Genomic DNA, 15,853 nt, shown 5'->3' with positions numbered 1-15,853 from the left:
TGCCGGAGGGCCCGAAAGGGGGATTTCCCGGTCTGTTAGCGTAGGGCGCCCCCTTCGCGAGCCCCTTCGATGAAACGCCTCCTGCTGCTGCTGTTGCTCGGCCTGTGCCTGCTGGCCGGCGTCCTCGTGACGAGGACGCTGTCCGCCCCCTCCCGCCAGGTGGCCGTGGAGGCCGCGGCGCCGTTCTCCGTGGACGCGGACGCGGCGGCGGCCCGGCTCGCGGGGGCGCTGCGGCTGAAGACGGTGGCCGCGTCGGACGGGGCGCCCGCCAACGACGCCGCCTTCACCGCGCTGCACGACTACCTGCGGGAGCACTTCCCCCGCGTCCACGCGTCGCTGAAGCGCGAGGCCGTGGGCCGCCACTCCGCCCTCTACACGTGGCAGGGCACGGACGCCTCGCTGCGCCCGGTGCTGCTGGTGGGGCACCTGGACGTGGTGCCGGTGGAGCCCGGCACGGAAGGCGCCTGGACGCGCCCTCCGTTCAGTGGCGACGTGGCGGACGGGTACGTGTGGGGCCGGGGCGCGCTGGACGACAAGGGCAGCGTGCTGGCCATCCTGGAGGCGGTGGAGGCGCTGCTCGCGGCGGGGCACGCGCCGAAGCGCACGGTGCTGCTCGCCTTCGGCGGGGATGAGGAGGTGGGCGGCCACGGGGGCGCGGAAGTCGTGGCGCGGATGCTGCGCGAGCGCGGCGTGACGCTGGAGTCCGTGCTGGACGAGGGCGGGATGATGCTCACGGGCACCGTCCCGGGCGTGACGGCGCCGGTGGCGCTGGTGGGCGTGGCGGAGAAGGGCTTCGTCAGCGTGGAGCTGGTGGTGGAGGGGGAGGGGGGCCACTCGTCCATGCCTCCGAAGCAGACGGCCGTGGGCGTGCTCAGCCGCGCCGTCACGCGCCTGGAGGAGCAGCCGATGCCGGCCCGGCTGCGGGGCGGGAGCCGGGCCCTCTTCGACTTCATGGGGCCGGAGATGCCGTTCGGCATGCGGCTCGTGTTCGCCAACCTGTGGCTCTTCGAGCCGCTGGTGGTGCGCCAGTTGAGCGCCCAGCCCTCCACCAACGCGGCGGTGCGCACCACCACCGCGGCCACCATGTTCGAGGGCAGTGTGAAGGACAACGTGCTGCCGGCCCGAGCCCGCGCGGTGGTGAACTTCCGCATCCTCCCCGGCGACTCCGTGGAGGGCGTGCTCGAGCACGTGCGCCGCGTGGTGGACGACTCGCGGGTGAAGGCGGGCACGCTGTCCTTCCAGAGCGAGCCCTCGCCGGTGTCGCGGACGGACTCGGAGGCCTGGGGCGTGCTGCAGCGGAGCATCCGCCAGGTGTTCCCCGAGTCCCTGGTGGCGCCGTACCTCATGGTGGGCGCCGCCGACGCGCGCTACTTCACGGCCTTGAGCGACAGCGTCTACCGCTTCATGCCCCTGCGCCTGGAGCGCGCCGACCTGGCGCGCCTCCACGGCCGCGACGAGCGCGTGTCCGTGCAGGGCTACGCGGGCGCGGTGCGCTTCTACGCGCAGTACCTGCGCAACACGGCGGACTGAAAACACGCGAATACAGACGTTCCGGTGTTACCGCCACGCCTGGAAGCCCGGCGGGGAAGCCGTGAATGGCTGCTCTCCCGGCATGGATGTGCATGTGGGCGCGAGTCACTCGGACCGGGCGAAAGTCCGCTCATCCTGCACATGTATGTGAATCCTGCACGGCTTGGGGGCCGTCGAGAGGCCGGGCCTCATGGATGGATTGACACATGCTTCAAGCACTTTCAGCATCTGTGTTCATGCTGACCCCCCTCAGGCCTACGACTCCCCGACTCGCGAGACTCGTGCTCGCTTCTCTCCTCTTTGCGCTCGCCGCCTGTGGTGGCGGTGGTGGCTCCAGCAAGCCGGACGGCGGCTCCAATCCGGACGTCGACTCCGGGGTGGATGGTGGCGACGACATCCCCGTCACGTGTGGTGACTTCGAGCGCCAGTCCACCGAGGCCTGTGACGACGGCAACACGGTGAGCGGCGACGGTTGCAGCGCGGCGTGCAGCGAGGTGGAGCCCGGCTGGTCCTGCGACACGGCCGGCCAGCCCTGCGTCCGCACCCAGGGTTGTGGCAACGGCAAGGTCGAGGCGCCCGAGGCGTGCGACGACCGCAACATCACCTCGGGCGACGGCTGCAGCGCCACGTGCACCGTGGAGCCCGGTTACAACTGCCCGCTGTCCGGTGGCCGCTGCCGCGCGGCGAAGTGCGGTGACGGCATCATCGCCGGTGAAGAGGAGTGCGAGGACGGCAACGCCACCGCGGGCGACGGCTGCAGCGCGCTGTGCCGCCTGGAGGAGGGCTACAAGTGCCCCAACCTCGGCCAGGTCTGCCAGACCACGGTCTGCGGCGACGGCAAGGTCGAGGGCACCGAGCAGTGCGACGACGGCCCGGTCAAGGTCCACGACATGGGCGACGGCTGCTCGCCCCAGTGCAAGAAGGAGCCGGACTGCGGCACCGACGGCAACTGCACGTCCGTGTGCGGTGATGGCGTGATGCTGCCCAACAGCACGGCCGAGCAGTGCGACGACGGCAACACCCGCGCCAACGACGGCTGCTCGCCGACGTGCCGCCTGGAGGAGGGCTTTGCCTGCACCGTCGTCACGCAGGACCCGCCGGCGAAGGTCTCCATCCCCACCGTCTACCGCGACTTCCGCGGCTATGACCTGGCGGCCACGAGCGCCCTGCCGCGGGGCCACATCGACTTCGAGAACAAGAACGTGGGGGAGACGGGCATCGTCGCCGTGGCGCTGGGCGCCGACGGCAAGCCCCAGTACGCGCGGGCGACGGGCGGCTCGGCCTCCACCGCGGGCAAGGACACGTTCGCCCAGTGGTACACGGACGTGACGAACGTCAACAAGTCGCTCGTCGGGACGCTGGAGCTGAACCGCCAGGCCAACGGCTCGTACGTGTACGACAACCCGAACTTCTTCCCGCTCGACGGCAAGGGCTGGGTGGCGTCCGGCGACGAGCCCGCCCGCAACAACAACCACAACTTCAGCTTCACCAGCGAGGCCCGCTACTGGTTCGAGTACAAGGGCACCGAGGTGCTCACCTTCCGCGGCGACGACGACGTGTGGGTGTTCATCAACGGGAAGCTGGCGCTCGATTTGGGCGGCGTGCACGGCGCGCAGGACGGCAGCATCACCCTGTCGCAGAAGGCCACCGAGCTGAACCTGCGCGTGGGCGGCATCTACGAAGTGGTGGTGTTCCAGGCCGAGCGCCACACCACCGCCTCCTCGTACAAGCTCACCCTCAACAACTTCGTCACCCGCCGCACCGAGTGCACCGCCACCTGCGGTGACGGCATCGTTGACACCACCAAGGGCGAGGAGTGCGATGACGGGGTGAACGACGGCGGCTACGGCCAGTGCGCCCGTGGCTGCGTGTGGGGCCCGCGCTGCGGCGACGGCACCCGCCAGGAAGAGGGCGGCGAGGAGTGCGACGACGGCAACACCAACAGCCGCGACGGCTGCAGCTCGACCTGCAAGATCGAGATTGGCTGACCGTCGGGTCTCGTAGGACCGCCGAGCAAGGGAGCAGTCGTGGCGCGGGGACCGTCTGGTATGGTCCCCGCGCTTTTATGGCCTCCCGTCCGTACCTGCGTCTATCGGCCCTCGTGTGGCTCGTGCTGGCCGCCCCCGCCTGGGGTGCGGCCTCGCGCCGGGCGCTGCCACCGGAGGCGGAGGTGATGGGGGTGCTCCGCCAGCTCGAGACGGCCCGCGTGCAGGGCAGGGCCCGCGCGCTGGAGGACGACTTCGACGAGCAGGCCCGGGAGCGGCCGCACGACTCCATGCCCCGCGTGTACCGGGCGTGGTTGCTGTTCCCCATGGACGCGTGCTGGAACGAGCTGAAGGCGCTCTCCACCCTCTACCCGGAGAACCCCTGGCCCCTCGTGGGCATGGGGCTCATCTACGTGCGCTGGGGGATGCTGGCGGAGGCCCGCGGGGTGCTCGCCACCGCGCTACGCCAGGCGCCCGGCTTCGCGCCCGCGCTGTGGGCCGAGGCGATGCTGCTGCAGGCGGAGCGCAAGCCGGCGGAGGCGGAGGCCCGCTTCCGCGAGGCGCTCGCGAAGCTGGACGCGCCGCAGATTCGCACGGCGCTGGGGCTGTTCCTCGCCCAGCAGCCGGGGCGCGAGGCCGACGCGCGCGCGGAGCTGACGCGCGCCGTGGAGGCCTGGCCCGAGCAGCCCGAGGCCCTCAAGACGCTGGCGCGGCTGGCCCAGGCGGGCAACGACGTGCGCGCCGCCGCCGTGGCCGGAGACAAGCTCGTCGCGCTCAAGCCGCGCGACAGGGAGGCCCACCGGCTCCAGGCCGGGCTGTGGCTGGCGGCGGCGGAGAAGGACAAGGCCGCGGCGTCGCTGGAGCGCTACGTGGCGCTGGGGGGCGCGGAGCCCGCGTCACTCTGGCAGTTGGCGCGGCTGTACGCGGAACTGGGCCGGGGTCCCGACGAGGAGAAGGCCCTGGGGCGCCTCATGGAGGCGGACGGCAGGGACGCGGAAGCGGCGCTCCGGCTGGCGGAGCTGGCCGAGGCCCGGGGCGACGTGGCCGCCGCGGAAGGCTTCCTCGTGAAGGCGTCCGAGCGGGCCCCGGCGCGCTCCGACGTCCACGTGCGCCGGGCCCGGCTGGTGCTGAAGCAGGAGCGGTTCCAGGACGCGCTGGGGGCGTACCGCGCGGCGCTCGCGGCCCCGGAGCGGCGGGTGCCGGAGGCGGAAGGGGAGGCCGCGGCGCTCGTGAAGCGCTTCCGCCTGCCCGCCACCCCGGCCCGGGGGACGGCGGACCAGGTCTACAACCGCGTGTCGCTGGGGCTGGTGGCGCTCTACATGGAGCGGCTCAAGGAGGTGCCGGAGCTCAAGGGCAACCTCAAGGTGCGCGTCCAGGTGGACGAGTCCGGGCGCGCCACGCAGGTGGCCGTCCTCTACGACAGCCTCAAGGACGCGTTCATTGCCGGCCACGCGTACTTCGCCTTCCTGGACGCGCAGTACCCGCCCGGGCAGGACGCGCCCGTCTTCCAGTACGTCTTCCGCCCGCCGAAGTGAGGGCCGGCCGGCGCCGGCCTCTCCGCCTCGGCCCGCTCAGACGCCCGTCAGGTCGTAGATCTCCTGGATTTCGCGCAGCGTCTTCTGGAAGTCGAGCCGCAAATCCTTGATGAGGCCGTTGCGCATGTCGAACACCCACGCGTGGACGGTGGGGAAGCCGCGCTTGAGATAGGCCTGCTGCACGGCGGCCGTCTTGATGACGTTGATGCTCTGCTCCATGACGTTGAGCTCCACCAGCCTGTCATAGCGGAGCGCCTCGTCCTTGATGCCGTCCAGCTCCGCCTTGTGCATGCGGTACACGTCGCGGATGTTGCGCAGCCAGGGGTTGAGGATGCCCAGATCCCTGGGAATCATGGCGGCCTTCACGCCGCCGCACCCGTAGTGGCCGCACAGGATGATGTGCTTCACCTCGAGGTGCCGGACGCCGTAGTTGATGACGGACATCACGTTGAGGTCGACGTTGTTGACCAGGTTGGCGACGTTGCGGTGGACGAAGACGTCCCCGGGCGCCAGGCCCATGATTTGATTCGCCGGCACGCGGCTGTCCGAGCAGCCGATGTAGAGGAAGTCCGGACGCTGCTCGACGGAGAGCCGGGCGAAGTACTCGGGGTCCGTCCGGAGCTGCTCTTCCGCCCAGCGACGGTTGTTCTCGAAAATCTGCTCGTAGGGCGTCACGGTCGGGGGCCCGCCTGTCACGGATGCGGCCCATTCCGCACCGGCCGGAGGCGCCGGGGGGCGCTTGGCGGAGGCACCCTCGCATGCGCGGGCGCGGCGGGGAAGGCCGTCCTGGGTCTCCAGGACGGCCCCGGCCCCAGGCCGCTTTCGTGCTACCGCCGCGTCACTCCTGCACGGGGGCGCCGCTGCCGCCGTAGCCCTGGGCCTGGTGGCGCAGCTGCTCCCACTGGGCGCGGGCCTGCTGCTCTTCCTTCGACTGCGAGTCCACGCTCCTGCGGGCGTCCTCCGCCCGGCGCTGGGCCTCCGCGAGCTTGGAGGCGAAGTCCGCCTCGGAGAGCTGCTCGGCGCGCACGTCGCCATGCGCCTTCAGGGCCTGGTATTCGGCCTGGTTGAGGCGCGCGTCGGCCACCTCCAGCTCCCGCTCCCGCAGTTTCTTGCGCGCGTCCAGCGCCTCGATGGACTGCTGGCGCCAGTTCACATGGGCCTGGGACGCGGTGACGCCCGTCTCCGAGTTCATCAGCTCGGCCTTGGCCCGCTCGATTTCCGCGCCCTGGCCGGTGGCCTGGGCCGCCTCCAGCGCGGCCTTGTTGGCGTCGCGGCGCAGCTTGGACGCGTCCGCGTTGCGGCGGGCCACCTGCATCGAGCGCTCCGCGTCCTTCAGCGCCACGTCCGCCCGCGTGACTTCATCCTGGGCCTTGCGCCGCTCGGACTGGGCGCCGCGTACGTCGCCGAGCTGGTCCTCGGGGACACGGGCCAGCCATGACTCGTCCACCTTTGCCGCCTTGGTGGACCCGCAGCCGCCCCCCAACACGCTCAGGGCCGCTCCCATCACCACGCCCACGAGGACCCGACGCCTTCTCGCCTGGAACATGCTTGTGTCTCCTTGCCGTTGCGCGCGTTACCTGCTGGACACGGTAGTCACGCGACGGAGGCCGTGCGGAGGGATGCCCGCACGGCTGCTCCACGGCCAGGTGCACGGCGACGCCAGGCGGGCAGGCGGCCTGGCGCCTGCCTACCGCTTCTCCAGGATGACGGCGTAGAACTCGATGCCGATTTCCTCGCGGTCCTCCTCGGTGATGTGCCCGGGGGGCAGGCCGATGAACTCGCTGACCGGCACCACGCCCATGCGGTCCTGGGCCCAGGGGCCGCACAGGTCCAGGTACTCGGGCAGCGAGTAGAGGTGGAAGGCCTCGCCCATCTTCTGGAACATGCCGACGAACTGCTCCCACTTCGGCGTGGTGAGGCCCGCCTCCTTCGTCTCGAAGGTGGTGAAGAGCTTGGAGCCCGGCGCGGCCCAGTCGTAGAGGTCTCTGAAGAACTTCCGGTTCTCCTCGGCGGAGAGGAACACGGTGATGGCGTTGGCGCCGAGGGCGACCTTGCGCTGTCCCTGCAGGAACGTCTCCACGTCGGGCCGGCGGAGGAACTCGCCCGCGCCGCGGACGTCGCACTCCATGTACTTCACGCGCGGGTCGTCACCGAGCAGGTGTCGGGCCGAGTCGATGGTCAGCGGGTTGATGTCGCTGTAGAGCACGCGGGCATCCGGCATCACCGAGTGGACGTGGTCGGCGGTGGGCAGACCGGAGGCGAAGTCCACCCAGTGCTTGAAGCCGTCCGCGGCCATGCGCTGGGCGGCCGTCTGGAGGCAGGCGCGCAGCATCCGCAGCCACTTCCGCGTGGAGGGCACCAGCGAGAGCATGAACTCCGCCGCCTGGCGGTCCGCCTCGAAGTTGTGCGTGCCGCCCAGGATGTAGTCGTAGACGCGGGACGCGTCCGGGACGTTCGGGTTGATGCCCGGCACGCGGGCAAGCTCGTTGGAATCCATGGTGGGGGGCTGTCTCCGGGGGCAGAGGGGACTCCATCGTACGTCCCCCGCCGCTCACCGCACCTCGATTTCCACCGGCTCGCTGCGCAGCCCCTGGGCCAGCACCTCCAGCCGGTGCCGGCCGGGCTGGAGGGCCCACGAGGCGTCATAGGGCCACGCGGCCCGGCCCACCGGGCGGCCGTCCACGAGCCACGTCACCCCCGCGAGCCGGGGCTCCACCTCCGCGCTCAGCCGCAGCGTCTGCGTCCTCCGCGCATAGCCGGGCTCGATGAGGAACACCTCGCCCTGGCGCGGCCAGGTGATGACCGCCGCTCCCGGGACGGCGCCCTTCTCCGGACACAGGGGGGAGTAGCGCGAGGGCGCGGCGGGCGCCGCCTCCGTGTGCGTGGCCTGCCAGGTGGCATACGCGGGCGGGAGGAAGGTGAAGACGCGTTTGACGACGTGCTCGGACGGGCACGTGTCCCCGGCGAGCAGGCCGTTGCGTGCGTCCAGGCGCACCTCGCGGTGCCAGGGGCAGGGCTGGTCCGGCACCCGCGCCGCCGGCAGACGCACGCGCCGCCGCACGGGGCACAGGGGCGTGGGCACCTGGCCCGAGTGCGCGCACACCGTGCCCTCCACCAGGCCGGCCGGAAGCGAGGCGCGCGCGGGCAGGGCGGCGGGCCCCGCGCGCTCCACCACGCGCTTCATCACCTTGTGGAAGAGGGGGCCGGCGCCGGTGGCTCCGGTCATCCCGTGCAGCGGGCGGTTGGAGAAGTCTCCCGTCCACACCGCGACGGTGAAGCGCGGCGTGTAGCCCACGGCCCAGTTGTCCCGCCAGTTGGTGCTGGTACCCGTCTTCACCGCGACGGGGAAGCCCAGCATCAGCGCGTTGCCCGCGCCGAAGGCGCGCATGCGGAGGGACTCGTCGCCGAGCACGTCCGTGATCTGCCACGCCACCTCCTCGGAGAAGGCGCGGCGCGGCGTGTCGCTTTCCTGGGGCGGACCGTCGAAGGGCGTGGCGCGGCAGGTGAGGCCGCCGCGGGCGAACATCGCGTAGGCCTGGGCCAGCTCCAGCAGTGTCACCTCGCCATTGCCCAGGGTGAGGCCCAGGCCGTAGTGCGAGGCGGGCGCGTCCAGCGAGGTGAAGCCCACCTCGCGCAGCCGGGTGAGCAGGGGCTCCAGGCCCACGCGCCGGGCCACGCGGATGGCGGGCACGTTGAGGCTGCGGCCCAGCGCCTCGCCCATCAGCACCGGGCCGGAGTAGTCGCCCGAGTAGTTCTTCGGCACGAAGAGGTCGCCGTCCGCCTCTCCGTAGCGCGTCTCCACGTCCGCCACCACGGAGGCGGGCGTGTCTCCGTGCTCGAAGGCGAGCGCATAGGTGAAGGGCTTGAGCGCGGAGCCGGGCTGGCGCCGCGCCAGCGCGCCGTTCACCGCGCCCGAGGCCGCCGCGTCCCCGTAGCGGGCCGAGCCCACCATGGCCAGGAGGTGGCACGCCTCGTTGTCCAACACCACCACCGCCGCGTTCGTCACGCCCCCCGCGGCGAGCGAGTCCACGTGGCCGCGCACCAGGGACTCCACCTCCTGCTGGAGGTCTCCATCCAGCGTGGTGCGCACCTCGCCCGGGGCGGGGTGCCGGGACACGACGTAGTCCGTGAAGTGGAGTGCCGTGTCCGGAAGGGGGGTGGGCGGCGCGTCCCGGCCGGCGAGGCGCAGGGGCTCGGCGAGGGCGCGTGCGTGCTCCTCGTCGGAGATGGCGCCGGTGGCCCTCATGCGCGCGAGCACCGTGCGCTGGCGGGCGCGGGCCCGTTCGAGGTCCTTCAGCGGGTTGAGGATGGTGGGGGCCTGGGGAAGCCCGGCGAGCAGCGCCGCCTCCGCCAGGCTGAGGTGCATGCCAGGCTTGCCGAAGTAGCGCTGGCTGGCGGCCTCCACGCCCACGGCGCCGGCGCCGTACGGTGCGCGGTTGAGGTACTGCTCCAGCACGGTGTGCTTGTCCACCGCGCGCTCCAGGCGCAGCGCGTCCACCATCTCCCCGAGCTTCCCTCGCAGCGTGCGCGGGTGCGGGTGGATGCGTCGAGACAGCTGCATCGTCAGGGTGGAGGCCCCGGACACCACGCGCCGGTAGCGCACCGCCTGCGCCACCGCGCGCGCCACCGCGCGTGGGTCCACGCCCGCGTGCTCATGGAAGCGCGCGTCCTCCACGGCGAGCGTCGCCTGCACCACCAGCGGGGAGATGTCCTCCAGGGCGCGCCACCGCACGCGCTCGCCGTCCGCGTTCACCACCTCGCGCAGCATCCGGCCCCGCGAGTCGTGGATGCGCAGCGAATCCCCGCTGCGCACGTGGAGGTCTTCCACCGGGAAGGGACGGAGGACCACGGCGGCCCACAGGGCCACCGCGCAGGCGGCGGTGGCCAGGGCCGCGACGCCGGTGGCCACCGCGCAGAAGCGGAGGACGCGGCGGTGCCTGGAGGAGGGGCGGCTCATTGCACGGTGACCTCGTCGATGGCGGTGGTGCCCGTCACCTCGGGCGCGTACATCGCCTCGGCGCCGGCGGCGGGACGCAGGAAGGTGCCCGGCGTGGTGGCGCGGGCGACGTAGCTGAACTCGTAGTCGCCCGCGCCCATGTCGTCGACGTAGAAGGCCACGCGGTGGTCCCGCATCTCGCTGTAGGACAGCGAGGCCAGTCCCCGCTGGAGCGCCGCGGTGAGCGGGCCCTGGGACACCTTCTCCGTGGTGGCGAGGCTGGTGTTCATCGGCTCCAGGCCGGCGGGCAGCTTGTCGTCGATGGCCACGTAGTTCTGGTGGCTGTCCGCCCGCACCTTCAGCCGCACGCGCACCAGCGAGCCCAGGGGAATGGCGCCGCTCAGCGGCTCGCCGGACACCGTCTCGTACGCGCGCTCCACGCGGAAGCCCTCCTCACGCGGGGCGCGGTTCTGCGCGTTGAGCTCCGCCTCGTACTGCGCGCGGACGCGGAGGATGGCGGGGCCCGGGCTCCGGTTGTTGAGCAGCACCTGGTGCGTGTGGGCCTGTCCCGCCTTCAGCCCCAGGTCCGCCTCCGACAGCCGCAGCCGGCGCACGCGCTGGCTGACCACCTCCAGGTCCCCGTCCTTCACCGGCCTGCCATCGATGGTGAGCGACATGCGCGGCGCACTTCCCCCCTGCGCCGACTGCGCCAGGCGGGCCACGCCCATGATGCCGAAGACGTTCTCCTGCGTGTTGCCCCACAGCCCGTACCGCTGCCGCTTGAGCAGGCCCGTCAGCAGCTTGCCCCCGAGCTGCGCGGAGGCCCCACCCGTGGAAGCGGAGGCCAGCAGCGCGGTGGCGTGCGTGCGCAGCGGAGAGTCCATGGACCAGCCTCCCTGCGGCTTCCCATCGAACCAGGCCTCCTGCGTGGACTGGCTCGCGGCCTTCTCCACCTCCGCGAGGAGGGGCTGGAGCAGCGAAGCGTCCTGGCCCTTCATCTCGCTCACCGCCACGGCGAGGAAGGACAGGCCGAAGGGCGTCAGCTTCGCCTTCTCGCGCCACAGCGTGGACACGTACGCGGGCTGCGGCCGGCCCAGGCGCCCCAGCGTCATCACGAAGAAGGCCCGCGTGTCCGCGTCCGCCATGCCGCCGTGGGGAATGGACTCGGTGATGTTGCCGTCGCGCAGCCGCAGCTCCAGGTAGTCCCCCATCCGCTTGAGGGACTCGTCCGGCACGTCGTAGCCGCGCTTCTTGCCCTCGATGAGCGCGGTGAGGCCGAAGGCCGTGGCGAAGGCGTGCGGCTCCGTGCCGCCGGGCCAGTAGGACAGTCCGCCCGCCGTCGTCTGGAAGGAGAGGATGCGCTTGATTCCGGCCTCGGAGAACTTCTTCAGGTCGGCCTCGTTCACCGTCACGCCCATCTCCGGCAAGAGCTCCTTCAGCACCACCAGCGGGTAGGCCGTGCTGGTGGTCTGCTCGATGCAGCCGTTGGGGTAGTCCATGAGGTAGCCCACCGCGTCCTTCAATTCGCTGAGCGCGGTGCCGGACACCGTCACCTCCAGCTCCACGCTGCCGGGCTGCCGGTCCGCGGGCAGCGCCAGCTCCAGGCGCTGCTCGCCCGAGACTTGCGAGCTCGCCACCCGGACGCGGCGCGAGCCGGGGTTGAGCACGGGCAGCGTCACCTCCACCGAGTCCGTCTCCTCACCCAGGCGCGCGGCGAAGCGCACCTTCGCGGCGCCACGTCCGGCCACCTTCACCGGGAAGCCGAAGGCGGCGGACTCGCCCGGCTTCACCGTCAGGGCGGGCGGCGTGAGGTCCGCGCCCTGCTTCAGCTCCAGCCCGTCGAACGACGCGGTGACCTGCACCGGGCCCGCCTCCGACTGGCCGTTGAAGGCGAGCACCTCCACGCGCAGCGCGTCGCCGGGGTAGGCGAAGCGCGGGAGCACGGGCTGCAGCATCAGCGGCTTCTTCACCAGCAGCGCCTGCTCCCCGGAGCCGGCGCGGCCCGCCTCGTCCACCACCACGGCCATGATGCGGTAGCGCGTGAGGTTGTCCGGCAGCTTCACGCTCACACTGGCCCGGCCATCCGGCCCCACCGCGACGCGCGGGTTCCAGTACGCGGTGCTCTGGAAGAGGGTGCGCAGGTCGGCCGGGAAGTCTCCCAGCGCGAAGCCCTCGCCGCCGTCACCGCCCGGGAAGAGCACCTCGTGCCGCACCCGCCGGGAGTGCGGCAGCTCCAGCCGGCTCTCCGCGGTGCGCACGCCCAGCGCCTGTGCCGCGTAGAGCGCCGGCACCGGGTCCGGCGTCCGGTAGCCGGTGAGCCCCAGCACGGCCTCGTCCACCACCATCACCGTGGCCTGTCCCGAGGCGGGGTGTCCCGCGCCGTCCCGCACCGTCACGTCCACGCGCACCGTGCCGCCCGGGCGGCCCACCGGCTTCTCCGGCGTGACGTCCACCGCGAGGCGCTGGTTCCTCGGCTCGACCTGGAGCTGCACGTAGCCCAGCTTGAAGGCGGGCGCGCCCGTCTCGAAGCCCGTGGCGTCCTTCTCCGCGTGGATGCGCCCGCGCAGCAGCACCACCGAGGCATACACGTTGGGAACGTGCGCGTCGGTGAGCGGAATCTCCAGCGTCGGCGTGTCGCCGTGGATTTCGAAGAGGCGGTGCTCCAGCACGCCGCCGCGCTCCACGGTGAGCAGCCCGCGTGCCTCGGCGAAGGGCGTCTGCACCACCAGCCGCGCCGTGTCGCCCGGCAGGTAGCGCGGCTTGTCCGCCACCACCTGGATGCGGTCCTGGTCGAAGCGGGGCCAGGCCACCGTGGTGTCTCCCGCCGCCGACACGCGGAAGCCCGTCTGCACCACCCGCTGCGCCGTGTCCTGCGCCCAGGCCCGAAGCTGGTACGCGCCCGCCTCGGGGACGGTGAGCCGGCACGTGACGGCCGTCTTCTCCGTGGTGACCAGGCACTGGCCCGCCTCCACCTTCTCCTCCCGGTTGACGAGCTGCGCGTGGGTGCCGCTCAGCCGCGCGTAGGTATGGGTGTCCACGCGCTCCAACTGCGCGCGCACCCGCACGCCCTCCTGCACCGCGCCGTCCGGCCGCAGGGCGATGACGGGCACCTCCAGCACCTCGCCGGCGCGCACCACGGCGCGCGCGGGGGGCAGCACGCCCACGTAGAAGGCGGCGGGGTGCACCACCCGAGACAGCCGCCCGGCGTAGGCCTGGCGGTCCACGTCGGTGACGCTCGCCTCCACGGTGTAGCGCTGGGGGCCGGCGTAGGACGGGTGGTCCGCCTTGAAGCGGACGTGGGCGCGGCCCTGGCCGTCCAGGCGCTCGTCCGCGCTGGAGATGAGCCCCGCGCTCCCCGAGCCGTCCTCCGGCAGGCCGAAGGCGTACTGCGTGAAGCCGGCGGGCGCGAAGGGCTCGCGGGCCCGCCACACCTGGTAGCGCACCTCGCGGCCGGACAGCTCGCCGCCGTGCAGGTAGCGCGCCTCCACCACCGCCTCCACGTCCGCGCCTAGCGGCCACTCCTTCTGCGCGCTGGACACCTTCACCTCGAAGGTGGGCACGCGGTACTCCTCCACGCGGAAGCTGTGGCCCGCCGCGCGCTCTCCATGCGTGAGGCGCAGCGAGTACTCACCCACCGCCGCCCCCGCCTTCAGCTTCAGGTCGACGTCCGCCGTGCCGAAGGCGTCCAGCGTCAACTGCGTGTCCAGCACGCCCTGGCCGCGTGGGTCCTGCACCTGCACCTGCACCGCGCGCTTGCCGCGAGGCAGCCGCCCCGCGTCCTTCACCAGCGCCTTGATGTGCACCGTCTCTTCAGGCCGGTACACGCCCCGGTCGGTGAAGACGAGCGAGGGGAGGCGCTCGGCCCCCTTCACCTCGCCGGGCAGACCGAACTGCCACGCCGAGGACAGCCGCTCCTCGCTCACCTCCGCCACCAGCCGGTCATCGTCCTTGCGCGCGGAGAGGAAGAAGCGCTGCTCCAGGCTGCTGGCGGAGGTGAGGCCCGGCGCGCGCAACAGCGCCACCCCGTCCGGCCCCGTCTCCGCGGAGGCGCGGCGCGTGCCCGCCGCGTCCAGCAGCGCCACCTGCCCCTGCACCACGGGCGTCGCGTCGCTCAGGCGGGTGAGCCACACGAGGACGCCGCCGCCATACAGCTTCGCGGTGAGGCCCAGGTCGGAGAGCTGCACCAGCACCGCGTCCTGGATTCCGTCCTGGCCCGCCTCGCTGCCCCGGCCCTTCCCGCTGAGCTCCACGCAGTACAGGCTGGCCTTGCTGCCCTCGAGCGACACCTCCAGCGGCTCGAGCGTGTTGAGGACCTTCGGTCGGGGCGCGCCGAGCGTCTTCGCGGGGCCCAGGGGCTCGCCGTAGCTGGCGCAGTCGGTCTGCCGCTCATGGGTGGAGGCGCGCACGAACGCGTCTGGCGCGTTGATGCGGAACACGTTCGCCTGGAGGGCACCCACGTTCCGCGCCTGGAAGGGCAGGCGCGCGCCGGTGCGCTCCAGCGTCAACTGCTGCGCGGGGAGCTGGAGCTGGGGCGGCAAATCCATCGCGCGGAACGTCCACTTCGGGCCGCCCTCCAGCGGGTTGCCCAGCACGTCCACCAGCCCCCGGGTGAGCGACGCGCGATACTGCTGGCCGGGGGTCAGCGTCATCGTCACCGACGCGCCGCGGCCCCAGCCGGCCACATCCAGGGACTCGGGTGCGGGCTGCACGGACAGGTGTGCCCGGAGCGCCTCCGCGTCGACGGGGTTGTTGAAGCTCAGCACCCACCGGGAGGTGAGCGGCGCGCGCTGCGGGTCGGCCTCCTCGGAGTCCAGGTAGGGCGCTTCCACCCTCAGGCTGCGGTTGACGGTGAGGGACCTGAAGACGGCGGCGGGCTCGCGGGAGTCCTGCTCGCCGTCGCCAGGCATCATGACGCGCAGCGTGCTCCCATGCTCGGGCAGGCGCGGGAAGCGCAGGACGAGCACGTGCTTCGGGTCCACCGTCACGCTGGTGGGGCCCTCGCCGGCGGCCAGCGCGGACGCCTTCACGGGCACGGCCTTGCCGTCGCTGTCCTCGGCCTGGATGCGCCTGCCCTGCGCCTTGACGGAGACGGGCTGGTCGTAGAGCGCGAGCAGCGGCCCGGTGCCCACCTGGTCCGTGAAGTCATTGAGGAAGGCGATGAAGCGCGGCTTGCCCGGGATGACGGGCCATGCGGCCACCTTTCCCGCCGCCTGGAAGAAGGGCACCTGGAAGGTGTCCTCCCACGCCGAGGCGAGCGCCGGCCCCGCGTCCGCGACGGGCACGGCCCGGTCCACGCGCACCATCACCGGGTGGCCCCAGCCCAGCGCCCCGGGCGCGGGCGTGAAGACGTACTCCGTGGGCGAGCGCCAGGCCCAGGTGCCCTGCTGTGGCGGCGTCAGTTGGACGGACACCGACTTCGCTTCCATGGGCGCGCCGAAGGTGAGGACCAGCTCGCAGCCGGCCTGCTCACAGGCGCTGCGTAGGATGGAGAGCCCCTCCGCGCTCCCTCCGGTGGCGGCCTCGGCGGTGTTCCGGGGGGGCTCGGGAGGTGGGAGCGGCGGAGGCTCCACGGGTGGAGGCAGGCTGACGGCTGGCGCCATGTTGGCGCTCGCGAGGGCGCTCACCTCCGAAGCTTCGCCAGGGGCTTTCGCGGGCGAGGCGGGGGCGGGGTCGGCGCCGCGCTGACACGCGGCGATGAGCAGGGTGGTGACGAGCACCCACCCGATGAGCGGGAAGCGGCAGGGAGAAGGCATGACGGGCTCCGTGGGGGAGACAGCGGGCGGCGAGGACCTTGCCGGCTGCCGCAGAGCAACCGCCGTACCAGCGGGAAAACGCGGCCTCCGAGGGCGCCCGGCACTCGAAACGGG

The 15,853-nt window shown here is 72.4% G+C and carries 8 protein-coding genes; 3 read left to right on the top strand and 5 right to left on the bottom strand.

Features of this window, described 5'->3' with window-relative positions; translation table 11 throughout:
- Positions 1 to 69 precede the first annotated feature (69 nt).
- The 3 genes from OV427_RS07785 to OV427_RS07775 all read left to right on the top strand — a co-directional run bounded on the left by OV427_RS07785 (position 70) and on the right by OV427_RS07775 (position 5,050).
- Positions 70 to 1,530, top strand: a complete 1,461-nt coding sequence (locus tag OV427_RS07785) for a M20 family peptidase (protein ID WP_267855472.1) — start codon at positions 70 to 72, stop codon at positions 1,528 to 1,530.
- 236 nt (positions 1,531 to 1,766) lie between these two features.
- Positions 1,767 to 3,518 carry a DUF4215 domain-containing protein gene (locus tag OV427_RS07780; RefSeq protein WP_267855471.1) on the top strand — a complete coding sequence of 584 codons (1,752 nt, stop codon included), beginning with the start codon at positions 1,767 to 1,769 and terminating at the stop codon, positions 3,516 to 3,518.
- Positions 3,519 to 3,595: 77 nt separating this feature from the next.
- A complete protein-coding gene (locus OV427_RS07775) occupies positions 3,596 to 5,050 on the top strand; it encodes a hypothetical protein (protein WP_267855470.1) in 1,455 nt (484 codons plus the stop codon).
- A gap of 36 nt (positions 5,051 to 5,086) precedes the next feature.
- Here OV427_RS07775 and OV427_RS07770 read toward each other — a convergent pair whose 3' ends face one another.
- From OV427_RS07770 to OV427_RS07750, 5 genes are all read right to left on the bottom strand, one after another.
- Positions 5,087 to 5,725, bottom strand: coding sequence for a carbonic anhydrase (locus OV427_RS07770; RefSeq protein ID WP_267855469.1), 639 nt, complete (start codon positions 5,723 to 5,725; stop codon positions 5,087 to 5,089).
- A 163-nt stretch (positions 5,726 to 5,888) separates the two neighbouring features.
- A complete protein-coding gene (locus OV427_RS07765; RefSeq protein ID WP_267855468.1) occupies positions 5,889 to 6,596 on the bottom strand; it encodes a hypothetical protein in 708 nt (235 codons plus the stop codon).
- 141 nt (positions 6,597 to 6,737) lie between these two features.
- Positions 6,738 to 7,547: an SAM-dependent methyltransferase gene (locus tag OV427_RS07760; RefSeq protein WP_267855467.1), complete on the bottom strand. Its 810-nt coding sequence runs from the start codon at positions 7,545 to 7,547 to the stop codon at positions 6,738 to 6,740.
- Positions 7,548 to 7,601: 54 nt separating this feature from the next.
- The gene (gene pbpC / locus OV427_RS07755; RefSeq protein ID WP_267855466.1) at positions 7,602 to 10,007 is read right to left on the bottom strand and encodes a penicillin-binding protein 1C; all 2,406 of its coding nucleotides are present in this window, start codon (positions 10,005 to 10,007) and stop codon (positions 7,602 to 7,604) included.
- The gene (locus OV427_RS07750) at positions 10,004 to 15,739 is read right to left on the bottom strand and encodes an alpha-2-macroglobulin family protein (protein WP_267855465.1); all 5,736 of its coding nucleotides are present in this window, start codon (positions 15,737 to 15,739) and stop codon (positions 10,004 to 10,006) included. The genes pbpC and OV427_RS07750 overlap by 4 nt, the downstream gene beginning before the upstream one ends.
- Positions 15,740 to 15,853: the final 114 nt, after the last annotated feature.

The organism is Pyxidicoccus sp. MSG2, from assembly GCF_026626705.1.
Classification (GTDB): domain Bacteria; phylum Myxococcota; class Myxococcia; order Myxococcales; family Myxococcaceae; genus Myxococcus.
The sequence above is the reverse complement of the archived record's forward strand: the minus strand, read 5'-3'. Positions and strand labels throughout refer to the sequence as shown.

Bases quoted from the DNA above. Each gene is read 5' to 3' on its own strand.
- OV427_RS07785 (WP_267855472.1), top strand. From the start codon at position 70: ATGAAACGCCTCCTGCTGCTGCTGTTGCTCGGCCTGTGCCTGCTGGCC.
- OV427_RS07765 (WP_267855468.1), bottom strand. From the start codon at position 6,596: ATGTTCCAGGCGAGAAGGCGTCGGGTCCTCGTGGGCGTGGTGATGGGA.
- OV427_RS07780 (WP_267855471.1), top strand. From the start codon at position 1,767: ATGCTGACCCCCCTCAGGCCTACGACTCCCCGACTCGCGAGACTCGTG.
- OV427_RS07775 (WP_267855470.1), top strand. From the start codon at position 3,596: ATGGCCTCCCGTCCGTACCTGCGTCTATCGGCCCTCGTGTGGCTCGTG.
- OV427_RS07760 (WP_267855467.1), bottom strand. From the start codon at position 7,547: ATGGATTCCAACGAGCTTGCCCGCGTGCCGGGCATCAACCCGAACGTC.
- OV427_RS07750 (WP_267855465.1), bottom strand. From the start codon at position 15,739: ATGCCTTCTCCCTGCCGCTTCCCGCTCATCGGGTGGGTGCTCGTCACC.
- pbpC (WP_267855466.1), bottom strand. From the start codon at position 10,007: ATGAGCCGCCCCTCCTCCAGGCACCGCCGCGTCCTCCGCTTCTGCGCG.